The 22,955-nt window shown below is 37.1% G+C and carries 20 protein-coding genes and 1 tRNA gene; 19 read left to right on the top strand and 2 right to left on the bottom strand.

Features of this window, described 5'->3' with window-relative positions; genetic code table 11:
• The first annotated feature begins 6 nt into the window (after positions 1–6).
• On the top strand, positions 7–264 hold the full coding sequence (locus tag ACIQXH_RS13340) for an HPr family phosphocarrier protein (protein ID WP_402870738.1): 258 nt from the start codon (positions 7–9) through the stop codon (positions 262–264).
• Between the two features lie 76 nt (positions 265–340).
• On the opposite strand, the gene clpP is transcribed toward ACIQXH_RS13340, so the two are convergent.
• On the bottom strand, positions 341–946 hold the full coding sequence (gene clpP, locus ACIQXH_RS13335; RefSeq protein ID WP_402870740.1) for an ATP-dependent Clp endopeptidase proteolytic subunit ClpP: 606 nt from the start codon (positions 944–946) through the stop codon (positions 341–343).
• Positions 947–1,235: 289 nt separating this feature from the next.
• Between clpP and ACIQXH_RS13330 the strand changes: the two genes are divergently transcribed.
• From ACIQXH_RS13330 to ACIQXH_RS13250, 17 genes are all read left to right on the top strand, one after another.
• Positions 1,236–1,307, top strand: a tRNA-Arg gene (locus ACIQXH_RS13330).
• 258 nt (positions 1,308–1,565) lie between these two features.
• Positions 1,566–2,903 carry an RNA polymerase factor sigma-54 gene (rpoN, locus tag ACIQXH_RS13325; RefSeq protein WP_403123938.1) on the top strand — a complete coding sequence of 446 codons (1,338 nt, stop codon included), beginning with the start codon at positions 1,566–1,568 and terminating at the stop codon, positions 2,901–2,903.
• 15 nt (positions 2,904–2,918) lie between these two features.
• Complete coding sequence (locus ACIQXH_RS13320) at positions 2,919–3,161, top strand: glutaredoxin family protein (protein WP_402870745.1); 243 nt, start codon at positions 2,919–2,921, stop codon at positions 3,159–3,161.
• A 138-nt stretch (positions 3,162–3,299) separates the two neighbouring features.
• On the top strand, positions 3,300–4,334 hold the full coding sequence (locus ACIQXH_RS13315) for a sugar-binding transcriptional regulator (RefSeq protein WP_402870748.1): 1,035 nt from the start codon (positions 3,300–3,302) through the stop codon (positions 4,332–4,334).
• Between the two features lie 35 nt (positions 4,335–4,369).
• A complete protein-coding gene (gene gap, locus ACIQXH_RS13310) occupies positions 4,370–5,377 on the top strand; it encodes a type I glyceraldehyde-3-phosphate dehydrogenase (RefSeq protein ID WP_402870751.1) in 1,008 nt (335 codons plus the stop codon).
• A gap of 200 nt (positions 5,378–5,577) precedes the next feature.
• Positions 5,578–6,762: a phosphoglycerate kinase gene (locus tag ACIQXH_RS13305; RefSeq protein ID WP_403123936.1), complete on the top strand. Its 1,185-nt coding sequence runs from the start codon at positions 5,578–5,580 to the stop codon at positions 6,760–6,762.
• A gap of 47 nt (positions 6,763–6,809) precedes the next feature.
• Positions 6,810–7,571, top strand: coding sequence for a triose-phosphate isomerase (gene tpiA, locus ACIQXH_RS13300; RefSeq protein WP_402954493.1), 762 nt, complete (start codon positions 6,810–6,812; stop codon positions 7,569–7,571).
• A complete protein-coding gene (gene gpmI / locus ACIQXH_RS13295; protein ID WP_402954490.1) occupies positions 7,564–9,099 on the top strand; it encodes a 2,3-bisphosphoglycerate-independent phosphoglycerate mutase in 1,536 nt (511 codons plus the stop codon). Before tpiA ends, gpmI begins: the two co-directional genes overlap by 8 nt.
• A 27-nt stretch (positions 9,100–9,126) precedes the next feature.
• Positions 9,127–10,422, top strand: a complete 1,296-nt coding sequence (eno, locus tag ACIQXH_RS13290) for a phosphopyruvate hydratase (RefSeq protein ID WP_402870762.1) — start codon at positions 9,127–9,129, stop codon at positions 10,420–10,422.
• 157 nt (positions 10,423–10,579) lie between these two features.
• Positions 10,580–11,482 carry a tyrosine-type recombinase/integrase gene (locus ACIQXH_RS13285; protein WP_403124272.1) on the top strand — a complete coding sequence of 301 codons (903 nt, stop codon included), beginning with the start codon at positions 10,580–10,582 and terminating at the stop codon, positions 11,480–11,482.
• Between the two features lie 187 nt (positions 11,483–11,669).
• Positions 11,670–12,935 (top strand): AIPR family protein, encoded by a 1,266-nt coding sequence (locus tag ACIQXH_RS13280; RefSeq protein WP_403123933.1) that lies wholly within the window; start codon positions 11,670–11,672, stop codon positions 12,933–12,935.
• Between the two features lie 1,095 nt (positions 12,936–14,030).
• Positions 14,031–15,224 carry a hypothetical protein gene (locus tag ACIQXH_RS13275; protein WP_403123931.1) on the top strand — a complete coding sequence of 398 codons (1,194 nt, stop codon included), beginning with the start codon at positions 14,031–14,033 and terminating at the stop codon, positions 15,222–15,224.
• A gap of 434 nt (positions 15,225–15,658) precedes the next feature.
• Positions 15,659–16,801: a GmrSD restriction endonuclease domain-containing protein gene (locus tag ACIQXH_RS13270; RefSeq protein ID WP_403123929.1), complete on the top strand. Its 1,143-nt coding sequence runs from the start codon at positions 15,659–15,661 to the stop codon at positions 16,799–16,801.
• Positions 16,791–17,498 carry an MAE_28990/MAE_18760 family HEPN-like nuclease gene (locus tag ACIQXH_RS13265; RefSeq protein ID WP_403123926.1) on the top strand — a complete coding sequence of 236 codons (708 nt, stop codon included), beginning with the start codon at positions 16,791–16,793 and terminating at the stop codon, positions 17,496–17,498. The genes ACIQXH_RS13270 and ACIQXH_RS13265 overlap by 11 nt, the downstream gene beginning before the upstream one ends.
• A gap of 177 nt (positions 17,499–17,675) precedes the next feature.
• Positions 17,676–19,805: a DNA methyltransferase gene (locus ACIQXH_RS13260; RefSeq protein WP_403123923.1), complete on the top strand. Its 2,130-nt coding sequence runs from the start codon at positions 17,676–17,678 to the stop codon at positions 19,803–19,805.
• Positions 19,806–20,083: 278 nt separating this feature from the next.
• Complete coding sequence (locus ACIQXH_RS13255; protein WP_403123921.1) at positions 20,084–20,659, top strand: recombinase family protein; 576 nt, start codon at positions 20,084–20,086, stop codon at positions 20,657–20,659.
• 14 nt (positions 20,660–20,673) lie between these two features.
• Entirely contained in the window at positions 20,674–21,708 is a 1,035-nt protein-coding gene (locus ACIQXH_RS13250; protein WP_403123918.1) for a GIY-YIG nuclease family protein, read from the top strand.
• Positions 21,709–21,910: 202 nt separating this feature from the next.
• Here the strand turns inward: ACIQXH_RS13250 and ACIQXH_RS20455 are convergent, their stop codons facing one another.
• Positions 21,911–22,159, bottom strand: a complete 249-nt coding sequence (locus tag ACIQXH_RS20455) for a hypothetical protein (RefSeq protein WP_483878331.1) — start codon at positions 22,157–22,159, stop codon at positions 21,911–21,913.
• A 57-nt stretch (positions 22,160–22,216) separates the two neighbouring features.
• On the opposite strand from ACIQXH_RS20455, the gene ACIQXH_RS13240 reads away from it, so the two are divergent.
• A complete protein-coding gene (locus ACIQXH_RS13240) occupies positions 22,217–22,855 on the top strand; it encodes a hypothetical protein (RefSeq protein ID WP_403123915.1) in 639 nt (212 codons plus the stop codon).
• The last annotated feature ends 100 nt before the right edge of the window (positions 22,856–22,955 follow it).

Below are 22,955 nucleotides of genomic sequence, written 5' to 3'. Positions count from 1 at the left end.
ATCAAGATGGTGGAAAAACAAATAGAAGTAAAACTGAAGACAGGTTTACAAGCCCGCCCGGCGGCTCTTTTCGTTCAAGAGGCTAACCGCTTTCATTCAGATGTTTTCCTTGAAAAAGAAGGAAAAAAGGTGAATGCCAAAAGCATCATGGGTTTAATGAGCCTTGCCATTAGTTCTGGTGTATCCATCAAGCTTATTGTAGACGGTCGCGACGAACAGGATGCGATGGAAGCGTTGGTAGAATTCGTACAGCAAGAAGGATAAGAAAAATGGGATGCTCACACGGCATCCCTTTTTTTATAGAAAAAACGGACTCGAATGGAGTCCGTTCAGTTTCGTATTAAGATTCTTTCTTTTCATCAAGGTGGCTACGAGTGATGACTTTGTCAATCAAGCCATATTCAAGAGCTCTCTCAGAAGTCATGAAGTTATCACGTTCTGTATCTCTTTGAAGAACTTCAAGAGGTTGACCAGTACGGTCGGCTAAGATTTGGTTCAATTTATCTTTCAAGTGAAGGATACGGCGGGCAGCAATCTCGATTTCCGTTGCTTGTCCTTGTGCGCCTCCAAGTGGTTGGTGAATCATGACTTCACTGTTAGGAAGGGCAAAACGTTTTCCTTTTTCCCCAGCAGCCAATAGGAATGCACCCATTGAAGCCGCCATACCGATACATACAGTAGAGACATTAGGTTTGATATATTGCATCGTATCATAGATAGCCATACCGGAAGTGATGCTTCCACCTGGGCTGTTGATGTATAATGTGATATCTTTTTCAGGATTTTCAGCTTCTAAGAATAGTAATTGAGCGACAATTGAATTGGATACATTGTCGTCGATAGCACTTCCAAGCATGATGATCCGGTCTTTTAATAAACGGGAATAAATATCGTAGGCACGCTCCCCACGACTTGTTTGTTCGATTACTGTAGGAATTAAATTCATGTTCATTTCCTCCTTCGATTAAGAGAATCATTTAAATTCTTTATGTATGTATGATACACTTTTTGGTCAATTAAGGTCAAACAAAACAAACCCGATATTTGATTATTCGTTCGACAATTTCCTATGAATGCTCCTTTCAAATTATATTTAATTTGAATTATGCCGTTCAGGGATGAATTTCCACTTTATCCATACTACCCATATATTAAGGTTTTAAACCTGAATGCCTCTTGCAAACAAACGGTTTATATCATATAATTAAGTCTGTTGTTAACCAACTTCCCATTCTGCCCTCGTAGTGCAACGGATAGAACGCAAGCCTCCGAAGCTTGAAATGCAGGTTCGATTCCTGCCGAGGGCATTACTAAATCTTCTGCTTATGTATTAAGCAGGGGATTTTTTTATGGAAAAAAGACTCGATTCTTGTTTGAAATCCTCGATTTTTTATCTGTACTAAGGAAACTTTGTCATTTCCAGGAAAGTAGTCGTGATGGGCTTTGCCTCAGCATAAACTATATAAAATACGACTATACCATTCCAGAAAAAAGTAAGCGTTTCCAAATTTTTGTGTAGAATTATCTCCTTATCATGTAAAATGGAATGGGGGAGGGATGAATCGATGAGTATGAACATGAAGGCAGGTCTTTTTCAACAGCAAACATTAAAAATGGCTATGACCCAGGAATTAATGCAATCTATTACATTGTTGCAGTATTCCACACAAGAGCTTACATCCTTTTTAGAAAACAAAGTGGAGGAAAATCCTCTAATATCCCTGGAACAACCAGTTTCCGCTTTATTTCAACCTACCTATGATCGTAAAAAAGGAAAACAACATATAAAAAACACGTATGACTCGAACTATTGGATTGAACAATTGAGTGAGGAAACATTTTCACTTGAACAGCATGTCATGTCACAATTAAATCACCAAAAGCTAACCGGTGAACACCAAAAGGCTATATTGTTCTTGATCCGTAACCTTGATGAAAATGGTTATTTGCGGATTCATTTGGATGATATATGTGAACCCGGTATGTCTTCTGCCGTTTTGGAAGAAAGCTTAGGAATGTTACAAGAGCTTGAGCCACATGGTCTAGGGGCAAGGAACCTGCAGGAGTGCCTCCTTCTTCAGGCAAAAGCAGAAGGGGTGAATCCACTGGCGGAGTCCATCCTTGAAAACTATTTCCTCGAGTTCGTGGAAAAGCGCTGGAAAGACTTGAGTAAGAAGATTTGTGTCTCTTTGAAGGAAATACAACAAGTGCTTGATTATGTCCAGACATTGAACCCAAGGCCCGGGTCACTCTTTTTTCAGGAAAAGCCTTCCTATATCGTACCGGATGTAGTCGTGGAAGCGATCGATGGTATCCTGCTAGTCGGAAATTCAGATGGGAATTCGCCGAATCTACATATAGATAAAGGGTATCTGAACCAAATGAAGAGTTACAAAGATCAAGGTGTACAGCGTTTCATTCAGGACAAGTGGCAGGAGTTTCAATGGATTTCAAAAGGAATCCAACAGCGTAAGGAAACCATACTAAAGGTCATGCAAACGATCGTCGAAAAGCAGCCTGCCTGCTTTCTTCATGGGCTGAATTATTTAAAGCCAATGACGATGAAGGAGATCGCGGACGAAATCGGTATTCATGAGTCCACCGTAAGTCGGGCTGTCAAAGGGAAATATGTTCAAACACCTTTTGGTACATTAGAAATGAGGATATTTTTCACTACGTCCTTGCAGTCGGTCGGCCATGTGGAAGATATGTCAGGCATGCAGGCGAAAAAGTATCTGCAGGCAGCCATTCAAAACGAAAATAAGCAAAAGCCGCTTTCCGATCAAGATTTGGTGACTTGGTTAAAAGAAGAGAAGGGAATCATCCTGGCACGGCGAACCGTAGCGAAGTACCGGGAGCAACTGGGCATTCCCTCTTCGTCTAAACGAAAAAGATATGATTGAAAAGGATGAGTAACGGTGGAAAAGAAGACATTCATTTTGTATAGCAGGGAACAATGCCCGCTATGTGTAAAGGCAAAACGGGTCCTGGATGAATTAAAACGGGAATCCGACCTGCATTATTCAGAAATCGATATTCATTCTGATGATGCGCTACTAGAAAAGTACGGGTTAATGATTCCAGTCATTGAGAAGGATGGAAGAATCATTCAGTACGGAAATGTTGATATATCAACGATTCGCAGCTTTTTGGAAAAATAAACTATCAAATGATTTGAAGAAACATTCCGTTCCTGCTAGAATAAAGTATGTAGCAGGAATATTTTTTTATTTTAAGTGGGACAAAAAATGACTATGTGGGACATAATATGTCCATAAAGATTTATTAGGAGTTTTAACATGCATACATTACTCGAAGTACAAAGAAAATTATTGCCCGATTTCCTTTCGGTTATGCAAAAAAGGTATGATATCCTGCGTTATATCAAAATGTTGCAACCAGTGGGAAGGCGAAGTCTGGCTGTTAGCCTTAATTTGACGGAGCGGACCCTTCGAAGTGAAATTGATTTTCTAAAAGGTCAGAACCTCATAAATATATTTAGTTCTGGCATGTTGCTTTCTGAAGAAGGGATTGAAATCCTGGAAAAATTGGAAGGAATAATGCGAGAAGTAATGGGTATAGACATTATGGAGCGGCAATTGCAGGAAATGCTACAGGTTGACGAGGTCATTATCGTCTCAGGAAACTGTGATGAATCGCCTTGGGTAAAAAAAGATTTAGGTAAAGCCTGTGCAAACCGTATGAAGCGGGAATGGAGCATGAAAAACACCATAGCGGTTACTGGCGGGTCGACAATGGCCGAAGTAGCCAATTCTTTATCACCAGATGAAGCATCGATGCAATTGACATTTGTTCCAGCCCGAGGGGGTCTTGGTGAAGCAACGCAGAACCAAGCAAACACGATTGTAGAAAAAATGGCACATAAAGCTCGCGCATCATACCGGGTATTGTATGTACCTGATCAACTGAGCGATGAGTCGTATGCTTCCTTCATGAAGGAGCCTGCCATGAAAGAGGTCATCACCAAAATTAAATCTGCAGATATGATTATCCATGGTATCGGTGATGCTTTAGCGATGGCTAAGCGAAGAAATACAACACCTGATATGTTAAAAAAGCTACATGATGGAAATGCTGTAGGTGAAGCGTTTGGTTATTATTACGATGAAGATGGAACTGTTGTCCACAAAGTCTTGACCGTCGGCATTCAATTAGAGGATCTTAGCCCAGAAAAGCGAGTGATAACTGTCGCTGGTGGAAAGACTAAAGCGAAGGCAATCCGTTCCTATATGAAAGGTGCTCCTTCATCCACGGTTTTGATTACGGATGAGGCGGCAGCAATGGAGTTAATTCAGGGATATCATACCCTTTAATAAAATATTTTCGAACTTAAGAGGAGGAATTTTTCATGACAGTAAAAGTTGGTATTAATGGTTTTGGACGTATTGGACGTAACGTATTCCGCGCAGCATTAAAAAATCCAGAGGTGGACATCGTCGCTATTAACGACTTAACGGATGCTAATATGTTGGCACACCTTCTACAATATGACTCCATTCATGGTTCTCTACAAGAGAAAGTAACAGTGGACGGGGATTACCTGGTAGTTGATGGACATAAAGTCAAAGTATTGGCTGAACGTGATCCAGCACAATTAGGTTGGGGCGAACTTGGCGTAGAAGTTGTTGTTGAATCAACAGGACGTTTTACAAAACGTGCCGATGCAGCTAAACATTTAGAAGCTGGTGCGAAGAAAGTCATCATCTCTGCTCCTGCCTCTGATGAAGATATTACAATTGTCATGGGTGTAAATGAAGAAAAATATGACGCAGCAAACCATCACGTTATTTCAAATGCATCTTGTACGACAAACTGCTTAGCTCCTTTTGCTAAAGTCCTTCAAGAACAATTTGGTATTAAACGTGGAATGATGACAACTGTTCACTCATATACAAATGACCAACAAATTCTAGATTTACCTCATAAAGATTATCGCCGTGCACGTGCAGCTGCTGAAAATATCATTCCGACAACAACAGGTGCAGCAAAAGCTGTAGCGCTTGTCCTTCCTGAGTTAAAAGGAAAATTAAATGGTATGGCAATGCGTGTACCTACACCAAACGTGTCTGTAGTGGACTTAGTGGCTGAGCTTGAAAAAGACGTGACAGCTGAAGAAGTAAATGCAGCGTTCAAAAAAGCGTCTGAAGGCGAACTTAAAGGTATTCTTGAATACAGTGAACTTCCACTAGTATCTGGTGACTATAACGGAAACCCATCTTCTTCTACAATTGATGCGCTTTCTACAATGGTCATGGAAGGTAACATGGTAAAAGTATTATCTTGGTATGATAATGAAACAGGATACTCTAACCGTGTTGTAGACTTAATTGGATATCTTGCTAAAAAAGGTCTGTAATTCGCTTAAATTATAAATAGTAAAAAACCTCACGAAGGTGAGGTTTTTTTTATAACAGCATAAAAAACGCTTGTTTTTGGATAATTATCCGTTTACAGATTATAATGGAAAAGAGAAAAAGGGAGTTGGAAAGTCGTTGACTCCCTTTTTACTAATAGAGTGGAAAATATAGTAACCATATCTAAGGAGGTTCTTGGATTATGAATAAAAAGTCGATTAAAGATATTGAATTAAAAGGAAAACGCGTATTTTGTCGAGTGGACTTCAACGTTCCGATGCAGGATGGTAAGATTTCGGATGATACGAGAATCAAGGCTGCATTACCGACTATCACGTACTTAATCGAACAAGGGGCAAAAGTTATATTAGCCAGTCACCTTGGTCGTCCTAAGGGACAAGTTGTAGAAGAATTACGCTTAGCTCCTGTTGCAGAAAGATTGAGCCAGCTGATCGGCAAAGACGTACAGAGAGCTGATGAAGCATATGGAGAGGCCGTACAATCAATCATCGAAGGGTTAAAGGATGGCGAGCTTCTATTGCTGGAAAACGTACGCTTTTATCCTGGGGAAGAGAAGAATGATCCTGAATTGGCGAAGGAATTTGCGAAACTTGCGGATGTCTATGTCAATGATGCTTTCGGGGCAGCTCACCGTGCCCATGCGTCAACAGAAGGAATTGCCCACCATCTTCCAGCCGTTGCCGGATTGTTGATGGAAAAGGAACTTTCCGTTTTAGGAAAAGCATTATCCGAACCTGATCGTCCATTTACCGCAATCATCGGTGGAGCTAAAGTGAAAGATAAAATCGGCGTCATCGAAAATCTTTTAGAAAAAGTGGATCACTTGATAATTGGCGGTGGATTGGGTTATACCTTTATTAAAGCCCAAGGCCATGAAGTTGGCACGTCGTTATTGGAAGAAGATAAAATCAAACTGGCCAAGTCATTCATTGAAAGTGCGAAGGAAAAAGGCGTCAAAATGCACTTGCCGATCGATGCGGTCGTTACAGCGGAATTTTCTCCTGATGCGGAAACGGAAGTTGTCGATATCGATTCAATCCCAAGTGATAAAATGAGTCTTGATATTGGACCTAAAACAAGCGAACTATTTGCAGATGTCATTAAAGGATCTAAGTTGGTCATTTGGAATGGACCGATGGGAGTCTTTGAATTTGATAAGTTTGCAAATGGTACGAGAGCGGTTGCTGAAGCCTTAGCGGATGCAAAAGATACATACAGCATCGTGGGCGGCGGCGATTCAGCGGCAGCAGCGGAGAAGTTCGGTCTTGCCGAGAAGATGTCCCATATTTCAACGGGTGGCGGTGCCTCTCTTGAGTTCATGGAAGGTAAGGAATTACCAGGCGTCGTGGCTTTGAACGATAAGTAAGAATGACAATCCGAGAAAATAACAACTCTAGAAGGGATGGAGAACGAATGAGAAAACCGATTATTGCAGGTAACTGGAAAATGAATAAAACATTATCAGAAGCGACCGGGTTTTTAGAAGAAGTCAATACACTAATTCCAAAAGCGGATAAGATTGATTCGGTAGTCTGTGCTCCGGCATTATTTTTGAATCAACTTGTTCAATCAGCACAAGGAACAGATGTGAAGATTGGTGCACAAAATATGCACTATGAAGAAAATGGCGCATTCACTGGAGAAATCAGCCCGATTTCCCTTGCTGATATCGGCGTTTCCTATGTCATCCTTGGTCATTCTGAACGCCGTGAAATGTTTAATGAAACGGATGAAGCCGTGAATAAGAAAGTGCATGCCGCTTTTAAACATAACCTGACACCTATCGTTTGCTGTGGGGAAACACTTGAGCAAAGGGAAGCTGGGGAAACCAATGATTTCGTTGGAGGGCAGATTGAAAAAGGCCTTGCCGGTCTAACTGAAGATCAATTGAAACAAACGGTTATTGCCTATGAACCAATTTGGGCCATCGGAACTGGCAAGTCATCATCTGCTGAGGATGCCAATGAAGTGTGTGCCCATATCCGTTCAGTTGTGGCTGACAAGTTTTCTAAAGAAGCGGCAGAAGCGGTCCGCATTCAATATGGTGGTAGTGTGAAACCTGAAAACATCAAGGAATATATGGCTCAACCAGATATCGATGGTGCTTTGGTTGGTGGCGCAAGCTTGAAACCCGATTCATTTTTACAATTGTTGGAGGCTGGTCAATATGAGTAAATCGCCTGTCGCTCTTATCATCTTAGACGGCTTTGGATGCCGGAAAGAAGAAGAGGGAAATGCAGTTTATCATGCAAAAAAGCCTAATTTCGATCGATTTTGGGAACAATATCCTCACTCGCATTTAACTGCAAGTGGGGAAGCGGTTGGTCTACCTGCGGGCCAAATGGGGAATTCTGAAGTAGGACACTTGAATATCGGCGCAGGGCGGATCGTCTATCAAAGCTTGACGCGTGTCAATCTTGCCATTCGTGAAGGTGAATTCGCGGAAAACCCAACATTACTTGATGCCATGACCCATGCCAAGGAAAAGGGTACGGCCCTTCACTTGTTCGGTTTACTTTCAGATGGTGGCGTACACAGTCATATTGAGCATTTATATGCCCTTCTGAAGCTGGCAGCGAAAGAAGGCGTCAAAGATGTATTTGTTCATGCATTTTTGGATGGCCGAGATGTCGGACCGAAAACGGCAAAAGGGTATATTAAAGATGCCGAAGCCAAAATGAAGGAAATTGGTGTAGGACAATTCGCTACCATTTCCGGACGTTATTACTCGATGGACCGAGATAAACGATGGGAGCGCGTGGAGAAATCATACCGTTCCATGGTATACGGAGATGGACCAGCATACGGTTCGGCAATGGAGTGTGTGGACGATTCGTATGAACATGGTATTTTCGATGAGTTCGTGATTCCTTCTGTCATTACCGCTGAAGATGGTAAGCCTGTAGCGACAATACAGGACGAAGACGCCGTTATTTTCTATAACTTCCGTCCAGACCGTGCCATTCAAATATCCAATACGTTCACGAACAAGGACTTCCGTTCATTCGATCGTGGTCCGGGACATCCTGAGCACCTTCATTTTGTCTGTTTGACACATTTCTCGGAAACTGTTGACGGATATGTTGCTTTTAAGCCGACAAATCTTGATAATACAATAGGAGAAGTACTTTCTCAAAACAATCTTACACAGCTTCGTATCGCTGAAACGGAAAAATATCCACATGTGACATTTTTCATGAGCGGTGGCCGTGAAGAGAAGTTTCCTGGCGAAGAGAGAATCCTAATTAATTCTCCAAAGGTTGCTACATACGATCTACAACCTGAAATGAGTGCCTATGAAGTGACGGATGCTTTGCTGGAGCAAATTGAGGCGGACCGCTTTGATGCGATTCTCTTGAATTTTGCCAATCCGGATATGGTTGGTCATTCAGGGATGCTAGAGCCTACTATTAAAGCGATTGAAACCGTCGATGAATGCCTTGGTAAGATTGTCGACCTAATCGTTGCAAAGGGCGGTACAGCCATCATCACGGCCGATCACGGAAATGCCGATGAAGTCGTGACGCTTGAAGGGAACCCAATGACAGCACATACAACAAATCCTGTACCTGTCATTGTCACAAAAAATCAGGTAACATTAAGAACAGGTGGAATTCTAGGTGATTTGGCTCCAACGATGCTTGATTTGCTTGGAGTTGAAAAACCTGTCGAAATGACGGGTAAATCCCTATTATCTAAATAAAACAGCAATAAAAAAGGAGAGATTTAAATGCCGTATATCGAACATGTATATGCACGCGAAGTACTAGATTCACGTGGTAATCCAACAGTAGAAGTAGAAATTCAAACAGAGTCAGGATACTTTGGCCGTGCGATCGTGCCATCTGGTGCATCAACAGGAGAACACGAAGCGGTTGAACTTCGTGACGGAGATAAATCTCGTTACCTTGGCAAAGGGGTACAAAAAGCAGTTGATAACGTAAATAATATCATTGCTGAAGCAGTCATCGGCTTGGATGTAACCAATCAAGCTGGTCTTGATTTAACGATGATTGAATTAGATGGAACAGAAAACAAAGGGAACCTGGGCGCTAATGCGATTCTTGGTGTTTCCATGGCCGCTGCCCATGCTGCAGCAGAATTCTCAGGACTACCATTGTATCGCTACCTTGGAGGATTCAATGCTAAACAACTTCCGACTCCAATGATGAACATCATTAACGGTGGATCACATGCGGACAACAATGTGGACTTCCAGGAATTCATGATTCTTCCTGTCGGTGCTCCTAGCTTTAAAGAAGCCGTCCGTATGGGTGCAGAAGTATTCCATGCATTGAAATCGGTTCTTTCATCTAAAGGCTTAAATACAGCTGTTGGTGATGAAGGTGGATTTGCGCCAAACCTTGGTTCAAACCGTGAAGCCCTTCAAGTCATCATCGAAGCAATCGATAAAGCTGGTTACAAAGCTGGCGAAGACATCTATCTTGGTATGGACGTTGCTTCTTCTGAGTTCTATAACAAAGAAACAGGCAAATACGACCTTGCTGGCGAGGGACGCAATGGCGTGACTTCTGAAGAAATGGTCGCTTTCTATGAAGAGCTAGTGAATGAGTTCCCAATCCTTTCTATTGAAGATGGCTTGGACGAAAATGACTGGGATGGTCACAAGCTTCTAACGGAGCGCCTTGGAACAAAGGTTCAATTGGTTGGTGACGATTTATTCGTTACGAACACGAAAAAATTGGCTGAAGGTATCGAAAAAGGTATCGGCAACTCCATTTTAATCAAAGTAAACCAAATCGGTACATTGACTGAAACGTTCGATGCCATCGAAATGGCTAAACGTGCTGGTTATACAGCAGTCGTTTCTCACCGTTCAGGTGAAACAGAGGATGCAACGATCGCTGACATCGCTGTTGCGACAAATGCAGGGCAAATCAAAACAGGTTCCATGTCCCGTACGGATCGTATTGCTAAGTACAACCAACTTCTTCGCATCGAAGACCAACTTGGTGACTTGGCTGTCTATGGCGGCTTGAAATCTTTCTATAACTTGAAGAAATAATAATTTTAAGTTATTAGGGTTGAATTTAGTCATACAAGACTAATTCATAGGGCTTGAATTGTGTCATACAAAAACATGAACTTAGTCGTACAGTTTATTGCTTTTAACCTCCTATTTATATGTGGTACTCTCACATTAATTAGGAGGTTTTTTTATGTTGGTAAAGGATTTATTGAAAGAGTTTTCATTTGATTTACAGATTAAGAACTATTCTAAGCGGACAATAGAGACGTACAAATACAATATCGATCAATTAATTATTTTCTTGGAAAAGCAATATGAAATTTCTGATATTGGGGATGTTTCCTCTTTACAGATTAAGCGGTTTGTTCAATATCAATTAGAAATAGGAAACAAATCTAACTACATCAACACGATAATTAAATCTATGAGAGCATTCTATGGTTATTTAGTTAGTGAGGAATACGTCAGTCATAATGTGCTTGCTAAGATAAAACTGTTAAAAGAAGATAAAGTGGTTATAAAAACTTTCACGGATAAAGAAGTAGCTAAGATGATCGAGGTTTATAATTTTAAAAGTTACCTAAACGCACGTAACAAAGTCATTATTGCTATGTTTGTCGATACCGGGATAAGGATGACAGAGTTAATCAATGTACAGTCAGGGTGGATGAATGAGACAAATATTAGGGTGTTTGGTAAAGGAGCTAAGTGGCGTTTTGTCCCAATTAGTCTGATGCTCAAGAAGTACATGATTAGATATGAGAGGATAAAAGAAGGCTACTTTAAAAATAAGAAATTAGAACATGACAATTACTTCTTATCAAGAAGCGGAAGACCTTTGACAGGGGTCCAAATACAAAATGTTGTAAGAAATGCAGGTGTGAAAGCTAATGTACGAGAAGATATTAGATGTAGCCCGCATACGTTAAGGCATTATTCTCTTCAATCAAATTTGAGGAATGGATTAGACCTATACAGTTGTTCAAGGATCGCAGGTCATGAAAGTATTCAGGTTACTAAGCGTTATTTAGAGGGGCTTGAAACAGAGAATATATTGGAATTGGCATCAAAATCAAGTCCGTTAATGAATTTATAAACAATTACGGTTGTACCTCTGTTGCCCTGCTCGTACCTTGGGAATATAAATCATATTAAATCACTTTTCTTGCAGAAGAGTTAAAATTTGATAAAAAAAGAAGGTTTGGATATAATTACAAAGTGCTTACAAGTAGATATTCTCTTGTATAGCTAAACCTTATTTTCATGAATAGGAGATGAATAGTATGTTAATTAAAGTACCTGCACTAAGTTTTAGAAAGCTCGAAAACCCTTATTTTCAAGAGACTCATCCATATTGGGCGTCACTTCCTGCTCATTACAAAAGTATGGTTGCAAATCTTGGGTTAGACAAAATTGAAACTTTTGAGTGCTTTATCCCTGCTTCCGAGTTACCGAAAGATATACCTTTAGAAGAGACAAATCCTCGTGATCAACATATGGGAAGTAAAAGTCAAAAACAGATTGAATTGTCATTGACAAATGATGAAGATTTTAACTTTCACATTCTCAATAAGGGAATGGCAATCTCGGTTGAATCTGCCAACTACAACAATAAAACTGGTCTGGTTGAGATCTCATTAGATGATCTAACTATACACGGTGACATAGATGGTGGGCACACATACCGTACAATCATTAACCACCAAGCTAATCCACTAATGAAAATAAAGTTTGTAAAAGTTGAATTTATTACAAACTTAAATGAAACCACATTACCTTTAGTAGCTAAAGCGAGAAACACGAATATTGCTGTTCAGGATTTTACGATTGCTGAACTTGAAAATAAATTTGATATAGTTAAAGAGGCTTTAGATGGTGCAAAGTTTCTAGAACGTGTATCATTCAAACAATTTGAAGATAAGTGGGATAAAGCAAAAGATATTTCTATTGGACAGATTTTAGCGGTTTTAAATCTGTTTAACTTATCTCGTTACGGTGATGATAATCATCCAACAGTATCATATTCTTCAAAGCAAACCCCATTGAAGTATTACCTTGATGAATATGATAACACTTCTAATAGAGAAGAAAATTCATATTTTAAGATGGATGAAGTTGCAAAACAAATTTTTCAATTGCACGCAGAAATAGAATCTGATTTCATATCAGTATACAACAAAGTTGGAGGAAGTTACGGAAATCTAACTTTTGCTAAGAGTAAAGAAGGTTATAAACAACGTGTAAGATACTCTGATGAACCAAAGTACCTTCCTTATAAGGTGCCAGAAGCATTAATTTTACCCATTTTAGCGTCATTTAGAGCACTCTTAGAAGAAGATTCTGCTACAAAAAAATACAAGTGGATAGCTAATCCAACTACTTATAAAAACCTGTTAATTGAACAATTAGTAAAGCTTACAGCTGAAAAACTTAAAACAAATGGTTCTAATCCGAATACACTTGGAAAAGATGGATCTCACTACTTGACACTGTACATGGTAGTACAACGAGAACTGATGAAAGAACTATTGGCATCCCGTAAAAATTAACATTCAAAGGGAGGCATCGCACATAAGCGGTGTCTTTTTCTTTTCTATAAACTTAAGCAGGGTTAAACGTTTGCATCAATTAATAATGATTGCGTAATCTCATACTTTTGAGGCTCTATTAGAGTCGGAAGTGAACCTTTTGTTTTTATTGGATTAGTTTGTAACGGTATCCTTATTAAAGGGATCATAGTAATACGTAGAGAATAGGTGTGTTTTTTTGATAATGGGGGGTGCTTATCACCAAAATAAAGGTATTGTTTTCAGACTAAGTGAGTTGCACTCCCACTCCCACAGTCGACCAGTTATTTGGAATGATGTGCGTTAGAATTTTCGCTTGCAGTTGAAACTTCGTTTCCCCACTTTTTCTAATAGTTAAATTGATTTTAATTAATCGACAAAATAAAGTTGAACTTTAGTTAGTGGTGGTGTTATAGAAGTTGTTGATGAAATAGGAATGGCGAAAAACCAACTTGGTTAGGTAATAAAATTGTGATTTTATCCTAAAACAAACAAAAAACGGGCTCTAAAAACATAATTTCGATTGGGCCTACTCAAAAATGCCTAATGGAAAAAATATCCTCAAACTAGCGGATTTTATATCACAATTTTTATCAAAAGTCAAGGGTATCATAAGAGGAAAACTGGACGAAAATAAAAAATGTGTTATGATATAAGAATAAATGGTTGACAAATTGATGTTTTTGGTACCTATGTCAACCTGATTTGGAGGTAAGGGGGAAATGTCCTAAAGCAATTGGAAATTAACTAATTAAGTCATACATAAAAGAAAAGGTAAATCAACTCATTTCGTTATTTCGCTACGCTCATAACTCCATGAGATTGATTTTGAAAAGCAAGCTTAACAGCTCGCTTTTTCGCTTACACGCAATCATAAAGGTAAAAGGAAAAGGTATTAATCACACAGACATAACGTAGTTGTGGATGTGAAGACGGTGAATCGGAGTGGAGCGAAGATTTAACGGCTGGGGTTTGGGTTCAAAGAAAATAGATACAATATCACTTGTAATATAAATATTAATATATTGTGAGTAATTATGTATCTTTTCAATAATTAAATAAAGGAGATATTTTAGTATGAGCAAAACAACGGAATTTACACAAGCACAAATTGTAGCAATTGAGGGTGATGAAACAGTTAAGGAGCATTTAAAAAAATTTAACAAGTTAATGACCAATATGTTTAACCGCTTTGTAAAGGATTTAAAGGAAAGATATGAAACTGTAGAAACAATTGGTAAAGGTGGGATGAAAACTAAATATATATTAGGTACAAAAAGGGAGGTGCTTGCTGAACGTGAAGACAATCGTATGAATAATGGCGCTTGGAGCATTTCATATACAAAAAACATGGATATTATGGTTGTATCTGCTTTAGAACAGGATTTAGTAACTGAAACTGCTCAGGTATTGAGTAAATGGTGCTTAGACTTTGGTTTAATTACACAAAAAATGTTTGAATTATTACCCTCTAAATTTAATGAACATTATAGAGAACAATGCTTACAAGAGTTGAAGGTGAATAATATCATTTGTGAAGGTGAAGATAGAATCCTCAATGACTTCATATATGAGATAAAAAACTTACAAAATCAATTAGCAGGCACTTTGAATAGGATGCAAAAAGCAAACATTATCGAATACTTTCCTGTGTACAAAGGTTTTATTGAAGAAGATGACAAAACAATCAACTTACACGAAAATACAGTAAAGAAAATTTCATCACTTCAAAGAAACTTGATGGAACAATTTGATGTAAATGAATGGTACTTGAAAACCTATTATAACTCAAGAAAATCTCGTGAATATTGTAAAGAATGGAAGGAGAATTTAGCAAAGATAACAGATGAAAATGGAGAGGTTATAGGGTTAAGCTATTGGTATACAACGTATGCAATCATTTTAAAAGCTACAAAAAAGAAAATCATCAGATACTTAGAAAAATACAACAAGGAAGCAATCGAACAGTTTAAGAAAGGTGAGGATTTATTCTTAAATAAGAATGAAGAAACTTTCCACAAAGCGAGATATGATTATGTGGTGAAGGAAGCTAGAAAAAGAGAAGCTAACTTTCTAAGTGAAAAGACAAAAATAGTTGAATTAAATGAATCTGTTAATGAAATATATGGAGAAACAACCAAAGAAGTGAGATACTTCAATAAGAGACATGAATTTACGTATGATGAAAATTATTATGCTTTGTATTTTAACAGGTTGTATGCACAACGGATCCAAGAATTGCAAGAATACTATGGTCACACTCTTAAATAAAACCGCTTAAATAAGCAATGCTAATAAGAATGAGTTATAATTATCAAAGGTAAGTGAGAGTTGGGTATTGGATTAACCTTAAGAGAGAACTTATAACCCCAAATATCCTTAAATCTTAACGCTAATCGAAAATCCAAACGCGAAGGAAAAAGGAGAACCCTCTAATCGTTAGATAGAGGGTTTGGTTCTATAATTTTTATGTGTTTCGTCTTCCCACTTAGTTAAATATTATGGTACGTGTGAAAACTCGAAGAATTAAGTCTATAGACGTATTTTTGCCGTGTTTTGTCCGTGTGCTTTTATTGGATGTTCGAATACTTGCAATCAAGTGTGGAACGAATCGATAAGTATGTAAAATTTGCTTGTAAATGGATTTTTATGTTAAAACAAAATAAAAATAAACAGCAATTACTTTAGGGAAGAGGGTTGACTTGATGAGTGAAGAAGGTAAGGTATCTCCTGCTGAACTTATAGAAAAGGTAGATTCCAAAATTGAATTAGTAAGAACAAGAAGTCTAGACCTATCATTTAATGAGTTATTAGACATGTATAATAATAATGAATTTGAGATTGATCCTGATTATCAAAGGCTATTTCGTTGGTCTGAAGAAAAAGAATCACGATTTATTGAATCTTTGATTTTAGAAATGCCAATTCCGCCAATTTATGTTGTTGAAAAACAAGAAGGTATATACGAACTAATGGATGGGTTACAAAGAATTTCTTCATATCTACATTTTAGAGGTGCGTTAGAAGTTAAAGAAGATCGGGATAAATATTTAAGGTTAAGTGGCTGCGACATTGTAAAAGAATTAAATGGATATACCTTCGAAGAGTTACCTAAAGTTCTACAAATAAAGTTGAAGCGTAACTTTATTCGTGTAGAGATAATTCGAAAAGGTAGTGACCAAAGACTTCGGTATTATATGTTTAAAAGGTTGAATACTGGTGGGGAATTATTAAGTGAACAGGAGATTAGAAACTGTACAATACGTTTGCTAGATAATAAATTCAATGATTTTATTATTAATTTAAGCCAAGATACACATTTTCAAAACTGTATTAGTCATTTATCTGAAGAGAAAAAAGAACAAAAGGTAGATCAAGAATACGTATTGAAATACTTTGCTTTTAAAAATAGTCGTGATCAATACAAGAAAAATATTACCCCATTTCTTACTGAGTATATGGAAAAAGTCTCGGATCCTACTCAAGAAGGTGGTATAAAGTTTAACTTTGAGGAAGAGGAAATAGTTTTTAGAAGTACCTTTGCAGTTTTAGATAAAGCATTGGGTGAGAATGCTTTCGATAGGGTGAATCAAAATGGTAATTTTGTCTCCTCACTATCACCTACACATTATGATTCTATCACGATTGGGATTCAAACGCTCATTCCAAAGCTTCATCCTGAAGATACTGAACAAATGAACAACCTTGGTGAACTATTAAAGGATCTCAAAAAGGATAAAGATTTTATTGGTGTCACAGCAGGCGGAGGAAAAAACACAGTAAATTATCTTAATAATCGAATTTCACTTGTCAGGGAAAAGGTCGGTGGAATGCTGAATGGACAGTGAAAAGATTCTTGATATTAGAACACAATTAGAAGAAGATCTTACATGGCGGCAAGATGAAATAAGGTTACTTCGTAATCAACTTTCATATATTAATTCCGATGATGATAAAAAGCGTTATCGAAAAGCATTACTTGTTATGCTATATTCCCATTATGAAGGATTTTGTTACACTGCGTTTCAAATTTATATTAAATCAATAAATGATGAAGAATTAGTAAGAAAACAAGTGAATTTTCACCTTGCTACTTGCTCATTTACTAAAGAGTTTGAAGCATACGATAACGTTGACCTAAAACCAGAACATTACCGTACAATCTTTAAAAATAACCTTCCTGAAGAGTATAAGTTGCATCGATTTGCACGTCAAATAGGATTAGTTGAGAAGATAAATGACTTTTGGGAGCAATCAGTGATAATTCCCGATGAAGTGGTGAACACAGAATCTAATTTATGGCCTGTTGTTCTAAAAAAACTACTATATCGGTTGGGATTGCCACATGATTATTTTAAGGAATACGAAGGTAAAATAAATATGCTTGTTAATCGAAGAAATGGGATATCACATGGTAGAGATAAAGAAGGATTTGAAGAAAATGTTTATACTGGAATTGAACAATCTGTATTTTCGATACTTGAATCCATAATAAAGTTAATAATGAGTGCATTAAAAGAAAAGAAATATCTTATTACCTCATGACTTCTGATTTGACAGCTAAGGAGCAGGGCGAAAGTTTACTTGAACAGAATATAATTTAGACTGTCGATAATTTCGACAGTTATTTTTTATTCAAATTAATTACTAGAATAAATTGTATTTCAGAATAACTAATAACTTAGGTATAATATATATGATGACAAACATGGTAGGTGCATTATGTTAGAGAATGATATTGATGTTAGAACTGCAAAGCGAGGAAAGAATGAGCGCCAAGGCGTACACAATTGGCATCCTTACTATGCAGGGTATTCTGAAAATTTTGTTGAAGATATATTAGATTTTATGGGTGCTGATGGGGATACTATAGTTCTTGACCCATGGATGGGAAGTGGAACAACTGCGTTAGTTTGTCAGAAAAGAGGAATCAAATCCATTGGTATAGAAATTAACCCTGTAATGGTAATTTTCTCTAAGGCTAAATCTGTGCGTATACTTGATTTTGATATTAATGAAATCTGTATTAGTATACTTGATTATACTTCTGACGTATCACTTTCTGAAGATGAATATCTTAATAATGAGGACACCTTACAATATTTAAATAAAAAATCTCTTAACTCCCTCAATAAACTTCAATTAGCAATAGATGAAATTTCCAAAAGATTAAGTGGTATTTTATCTGATCCTGTTTTAATAGATTCGATAAAGTCGTTTTTTTACTCTGTCTTGTTTAGATGCTTAAGAACTGTTGGAAACTTTAAAAAGGGCAGAAACCCAACGTGGTTGGTAAATGAAGTGCCAGAATTACTATCGGAAGAAGTGGATATAAACCAGCTTTTCCATCAATTTGTAGAATCCATGATTAATGATTTACAAAAATCATTTGATAATATTTCTGAAGAATGTCCATTGCCAACTATTTATGAAGGCAATTGTAAGAGAATGGATCTGAATGATGGGTCTGTAAATTATATTATAACCTCTCCGCCATATTTAACTCGAATTGATTATGCAGTATCAACAAAACCTGAGTTATTATTCTTGGGATATAAAAGCGACTTTGAATTTGATACCATTAGAAGAGCAACTATGGGCGCTCCTGTTATTTCAGATAAAAATATAGAAATAAATGAAACTTGGGGTAATCTTGTCTTTTCCTTTCTTAATAAAGTGAAGAATCATGAGACAAAGGCTGCTAAATCTTACTACTTACCTATATATTTACAATATTTTAGAGATGCTTATGAAGCTTTAGCAGAAATATATAGAGTTTTAAAACCTAATGGGCAAGCATGTCTTGTAGTTCAATCTTCTTACTTTAAGGAAGTAGAAGCTAAACTCGGGGATATGTATGTTGAAATGGCATCTTCTTTAGGGCTTGAAGCACAAATTATAAAAAGAGAAGAAATTAAACAACATATTGCACATGTGAATACAAAGTCCTCTAAATATGTAAAAAATAAAATTTATTATGAGGATGCTGTTTTACTTAGGAAGCGAGTGAATGAAATGAGTGATTATAGTAGTCATAGAGATCAGGTATTAAGAGTTGAAGGAGCTGATACCAGAGCAGTAGGTGTAGAACAAGCATTAATGAAAGCTTTCGAACGTTTTTTATTTACTAAAGAAGTACCATTTATCAGTTTTGGTATTATGACAGCTGAAGAGTTGGCAAAAGCTTTTTATGAATTTCCAATAATAGTGAAGTCGATTCTTGCATCAGTAAATGTAGCCGCTAGGGCAATAAAGCGTGACCTTGATATATCCGTTGATACTTATGGACTAAAACTAACAAAGGAAAAAGCTGCGCTATTAGCAGGTTACATAAAGCCTATGCTACCTAATGAACTAGCAATACCTGCAATCTGTGAACTTGACCGATGGTTTTATGTTGATAAAGAAATAAGGAAATTTAAAGGGAGTTGGGAAAAAGCTGTTCTAAAAGCATTAATTGATAATGCTACAACAAATGATTTTAAAAAAGTTAAGTTTAAATGTGATGAGCAGGACTACGAGTTAGATGCAGCCCATCCTTCTAAAGGCTCTATAAAAATAGGAATAGATGTTAAAAGAATTGAAGCGCGACAAGATATTCATAAAAGAGCGGATGAGATAATAAACAAAGCTAGGAAATTTAAGAAAACTTTCCCTGAAGGTAGTTTTTATGCAATTGTTTACTATCCATTTGCTACCGATCATCTAAGTTTGCAAACAAGGTTAGAGGATAGCCATATTGATGGAATATTTTTTGCAGCAGAAGTTTATTCAAGTATTGAGCAACAGGCGAAATTTTTGTTGAGTAAAGAGAACTTGTTACAAGATGAAATTCTAAAAGATGAGGACTAATGAAACAAATACCATTTTAAATAGAATAATTTTAAAACGAAATATTCAACTAATATATCCTAAGTTCCCTATTCAATAGGGAACTTTTTTAATGCCCTATATTGGGCTTGTTAATTACAATATATTGCGTATAAATAATGAGTGCATGTAATGCTCCTGATATTTACCATAATTAATTGTATCATTGAGTACACCCTATAGATACATTTTTGGGTTGTTGATATACTTGGATTGTGAATGTCTCATAAACATGTATCAAAATAGAGGGTGGGATGGATATGAAATATGGGTATGCTCGTGTGTCTTCAGCGGGTCAAAATCTATCTGCACAAATTAAAAAACTGGAAGAAAATGAATGTGATACCATCTATAAAGAGAAGGTCAGTGGGAGGAAGAAGGAAAACAGAGAACAATTTAACTTACTCCTTGAGACAGTCAAAGATGGTGATACCATTGTTGTCACGAAGTTAGACAGATTTGCCAGAAGTACAAAGGATGCTTTGTACACTATTGAATACTTAAATAGTAAAGGTGTCTCTCTCATTGTTATGAACATGGGTGGAGATAAGATCGATACAGGAACCGCAATTGGTAAGTTAATGATTACTGTTCTATCTGGTATAGCTGAATTTGAAGCTGACATGATTAAGGAAAGACAATTGGAGGGTATTGAAGAGGCTAAGCAGAGAGGTGTATATAAAGGAAGACCTAAAAAGTACACAGAGAACAACAAAGCTTTACAATATGCTCTTAAGTTATTCCATGATAGAGCAAGGAATAAGATGACAGTTAAAGAGATTGAGGAGATAACTAAAATAAGCAGGGCAACTCTTTATAGAGCAGGCAAGGAGTAGAGAAGTGTAATGATTTGGTGAAAGGTGATAATAAATTATATTCGGGAGTTAGGGCAAATATGGAAGAAAACAATTACTACGTCTATGAGTACTATACTTTAAACGGTGGGGCAACTCAGTTTAATGAGGAAAGTTTTGATGTTAAAATTGGGGATGTTTATTACGTCGGTAAAGGTACAGGCAAAAGGGTTACATCAGGAATACGAAATATGAAATGTGAACACTTTAAAAAAGTATTTGGATTTGGACATCGTATTGTTAGGAGTGGTCTTTCAGAGGAGGAAGCATTACAATTTGAAAAAGACCTTATTAGTAAATACAGAGAAGGCGGTATGGCTTTAACTAATAAGCTAAGTGGCAAAATTGCAGGAATTGATATTGAAGCCATTTCACAAATTAAATATCTTATTCTGTTAGTAAAAGCAGGATTAATTAAAATGTCTCAAGAAGTCATAGCACTTGAGACGGAAACCTATCAGGTTTTGGTAAATACTTTATTCAATTTGAATGAATTGGATACTGGGAATAAATATAATAAAATAATACCTAAATGTCCAGATAATATCGAATTTATTTTAGATGAATATAGTGCTGAAAAATTATCTGATAGGGATATTAAGTTTGGTAACATTAAGTATGTACTAAATTTATTAGAAAATAATTTAATTAAAACAAATCAACGTGAAATTGCAGATTTCTTTGAAGAGTCTACAGCAGTTGTTTCAGGAATAAAAAAGGATAAATATCAAAATATAAATCCAATAAAGCCTATGAATTTAGCTGAGATACTAAAAAAATTTGATATAGGAAAACTAACTGATAACGAAATAAGAGAGGGTTCAATTAAATATATAATTGATAAATTAATTGAGCCTAACATTTTAAATATGACCCTAATGGATTTAGCAAAAGAACTAGGAGAATCACATGGAATAACATACAATTGGTTGCAGGATTTAAAAAGGAGAAGAATAAACGTTCGTTATGTTAAGCCCTCTCCAGATATATTAGCTAATTTATTCGATAAATACCATGATATTGAGTTGTAATAAGAGGAGAGGTATTTGCTTTTTAGTTCAAAGGAGTGGATCGGCAATTCCTATAATATAAGTGAAACGTTGGATGAATTAAGAATATGGTATAATTAAATTAGACCATCCATAGCTAGAAAAAATTAAATTCACAATGCCTGAACTAAGCAATACAATCACATATATAATAGGAAGAAAAAGATAATAAACGTTGATATAATCATGTTTTTAATAGAACTCCATGTCCCGTACAGACCGTATTGCTAAGTACAACCAACTTCTTCGCATCGAAGACCAACTTGGTGACTTGGCTGTCTATGGCGGCTTGAAATCTTTCTATAACTTGAAGAAATAATGGAAAAAAGGCGCCGCTTCTGACGAGAAGCGGTGCCTTATTTTTTTTGCTGTCACAATCATCATCAAACCCACTCCTCATATTTTCGATAATGATTTTAGTATAAATTTCCAATATACTACAATTTAGAGAACGGTAAATATAACCGTGGGAATAGGAAGGACTGGGGCGATGAAAAAGCTAATTAGGAAACTCTTATTTTATGGGGCTTCATTGTTGTTATCAGGAATGCTTGTAGGATGTGCTGGCAAAGAATCCGCAGTTGATTCTTCAGGAAAAGATGTAATGTCAGATTCAGAAGAAGTATCCGGCATAGATGAGAGTAGAGCAACAGATGAGCTAGGGGGGGCAGATGACGAAGCGGCGAATGACATCGCTCCCTCACCGGAAAGTGATGGGAAACAAACAGGTGATAAGAAAGGGAAAGAAACACTATCCATGTACTCTACTGAACAGATTGAGTATGCTAGAATTTGGTTGCAGCTTGGCGCGATTCAGGATGTTGATGAATTGAATGTGAGGCATTTTCCGGCAGGCACTCCGCTCAATCCTAATGATGACACAAGTGCTGCCTATCCAAAAGATGTTGTTCAGTTAGCAGGTTCTCGCTTGGTGGATGGATCCGTTACGTATTCTAGCAATGGGGACGGTACGATTCATGTATATAATGTCCCTTTACGCTGGGATGGCAGGTATCCCGCTGGTGAAAAGTTCTATACAGACCTGATTACCCAAACAAAGCGCGTGTACGTTGACCCGAGTGAGGATGAAAGAATCATAGAATTAATCCAATTGTTACGGGTTCATTAATATCCCCGTGTTGATCAAGGGAGAGCAGTGAATTACCATTGAAACTAGAGGCACTTTCTTTTGTTCCATAAATGTCTAAAGCTAGAGATGCCAGCAAGTA

Origin of the sequence: Peribacillus sp. NPDC097225 (assembly GCF_044761955.1) — a bacterium.
Taxonomy (GTDB): Bacteria; Bacillota; Bacilli; order Bacillales; family DSM-1321; genus Peribacillus.
This window is presented reverse-complemented; position numbering and strand designations above follow the sequence as displayed.

What these genes read in the sequence shown, in the direction of transcription:
- ACIQXH_RS13260 (WP_403123923.1), top strand. Translation starts at nt 17,676, where the DNA reads ATGTTAGAGAATGATATTGATGTTAGAACTGCAAAGCGAGGAAAGAAT.
- ACIQXH_RS13280 (WP_403123933.1), top strand. Translation starts at nt 11,670, where the DNA reads ATGTTAATTAAAGTACCTGCACTAAGTTTTAGAAAGCTCGAAAACCCT.
- ACIQXH_RS13255 (WP_403123921.1), top strand. Translation starts at nt 20,084, where the DNA reads ATGAAATATGGGTATGCTCGTGTGTCTTCAGCGGGTCAAAATCTATCT.
- ACIQXH_RS13270 (WP_403123929.1), top strand. Translation starts at nt 15,659, where the DNA reads ATGAGTGAAGAAGGTAAGGTATCTCCTGCTGAACTTATAGAAAAGGTA.
- ACIQXH_RS13315 (WP_402870748.1), top strand. Translation starts at nt 3,300, where the DNA reads ATGCATACATTACTCGAAGTACAAAGAAAATTATTGCCCGATTTCCTT.
- ACIQXH_RS13265 (WP_403123926.1), top strand. Translation starts at nt 16,791, where the DNA reads ATGGACAGTGAAAAGATTCTTGATATTAGAACACAATTAGAAGAAGAT.
- tpiA (WP_402954493.1), top strand. Translation starts at nt 6,810, where the DNA reads ATGAGAAAACCGATTATTGCAGGTAACTGGAAAATGAATAAAACATTA.
- gpmI (WP_402954490.1), top strand. Translation starts at nt 7,564, where the DNA reads ATGAGTAAATCGCCTGTCGCTCTTATCATCTTAGACGGCTTTGGATGC.
- eno (WP_402870762.1), top strand. Translation starts at nt 9,127, where the DNA reads ATGCCGTATATCGAACATGTATATGCACGCGAAGTACTAGATTCACGT.
- clpP (WP_402870740.1), bottom strand. Translation starts at nt 946, where the DNA reads ATGAATTTAATTCCTACAGTAATCGAACAAACAAGTCGTGGGGAGCGT.
- ACIQXH_RS13240 (WP_403123915.1), top strand. Translation starts at nt 22,217, where the DNA reads ATGAAAAAGCTAATTAGGAAACTCTTATTTTATGGGGCTTCATTGTTG.
- rpoN (WP_403123938.1), top strand. Translation starts at nt 1,566, where the DNA reads ATGAGTATGAACATGAAGGCAGGTCTTTTTCAACAGCAAACATTAAAA.
- ACIQXH_RS13340 (WP_402870738.1), top strand. Translation starts at nt 7, where the DNA reads ATGGTGGAAAAACAAATAGAAGTAAAACTGAAGACAGGTTTACAAGCC.
- gap (WP_402870751.1), top strand. Translation starts at nt 4,370, where the DNA reads ATGACAGTAAAAGTTGGTATTAATGGTTTTGGACGTATTGGACGTAAC.
- ACIQXH_RS13305 (WP_403123936.1), top strand. Translation starts at nt 5,578, where the DNA reads ATGAATAAAAAGTCGATTAAAGATATTGAATTAAAAGGAAAACGCGTA.
- ACIQXH_RS13275 (WP_403123931.1), top strand. Translation starts at nt 14,031, where the DNA reads ATGAGCAAAACAACGGAATTTACACAAGCACAAATTGTAGCAATTGAG.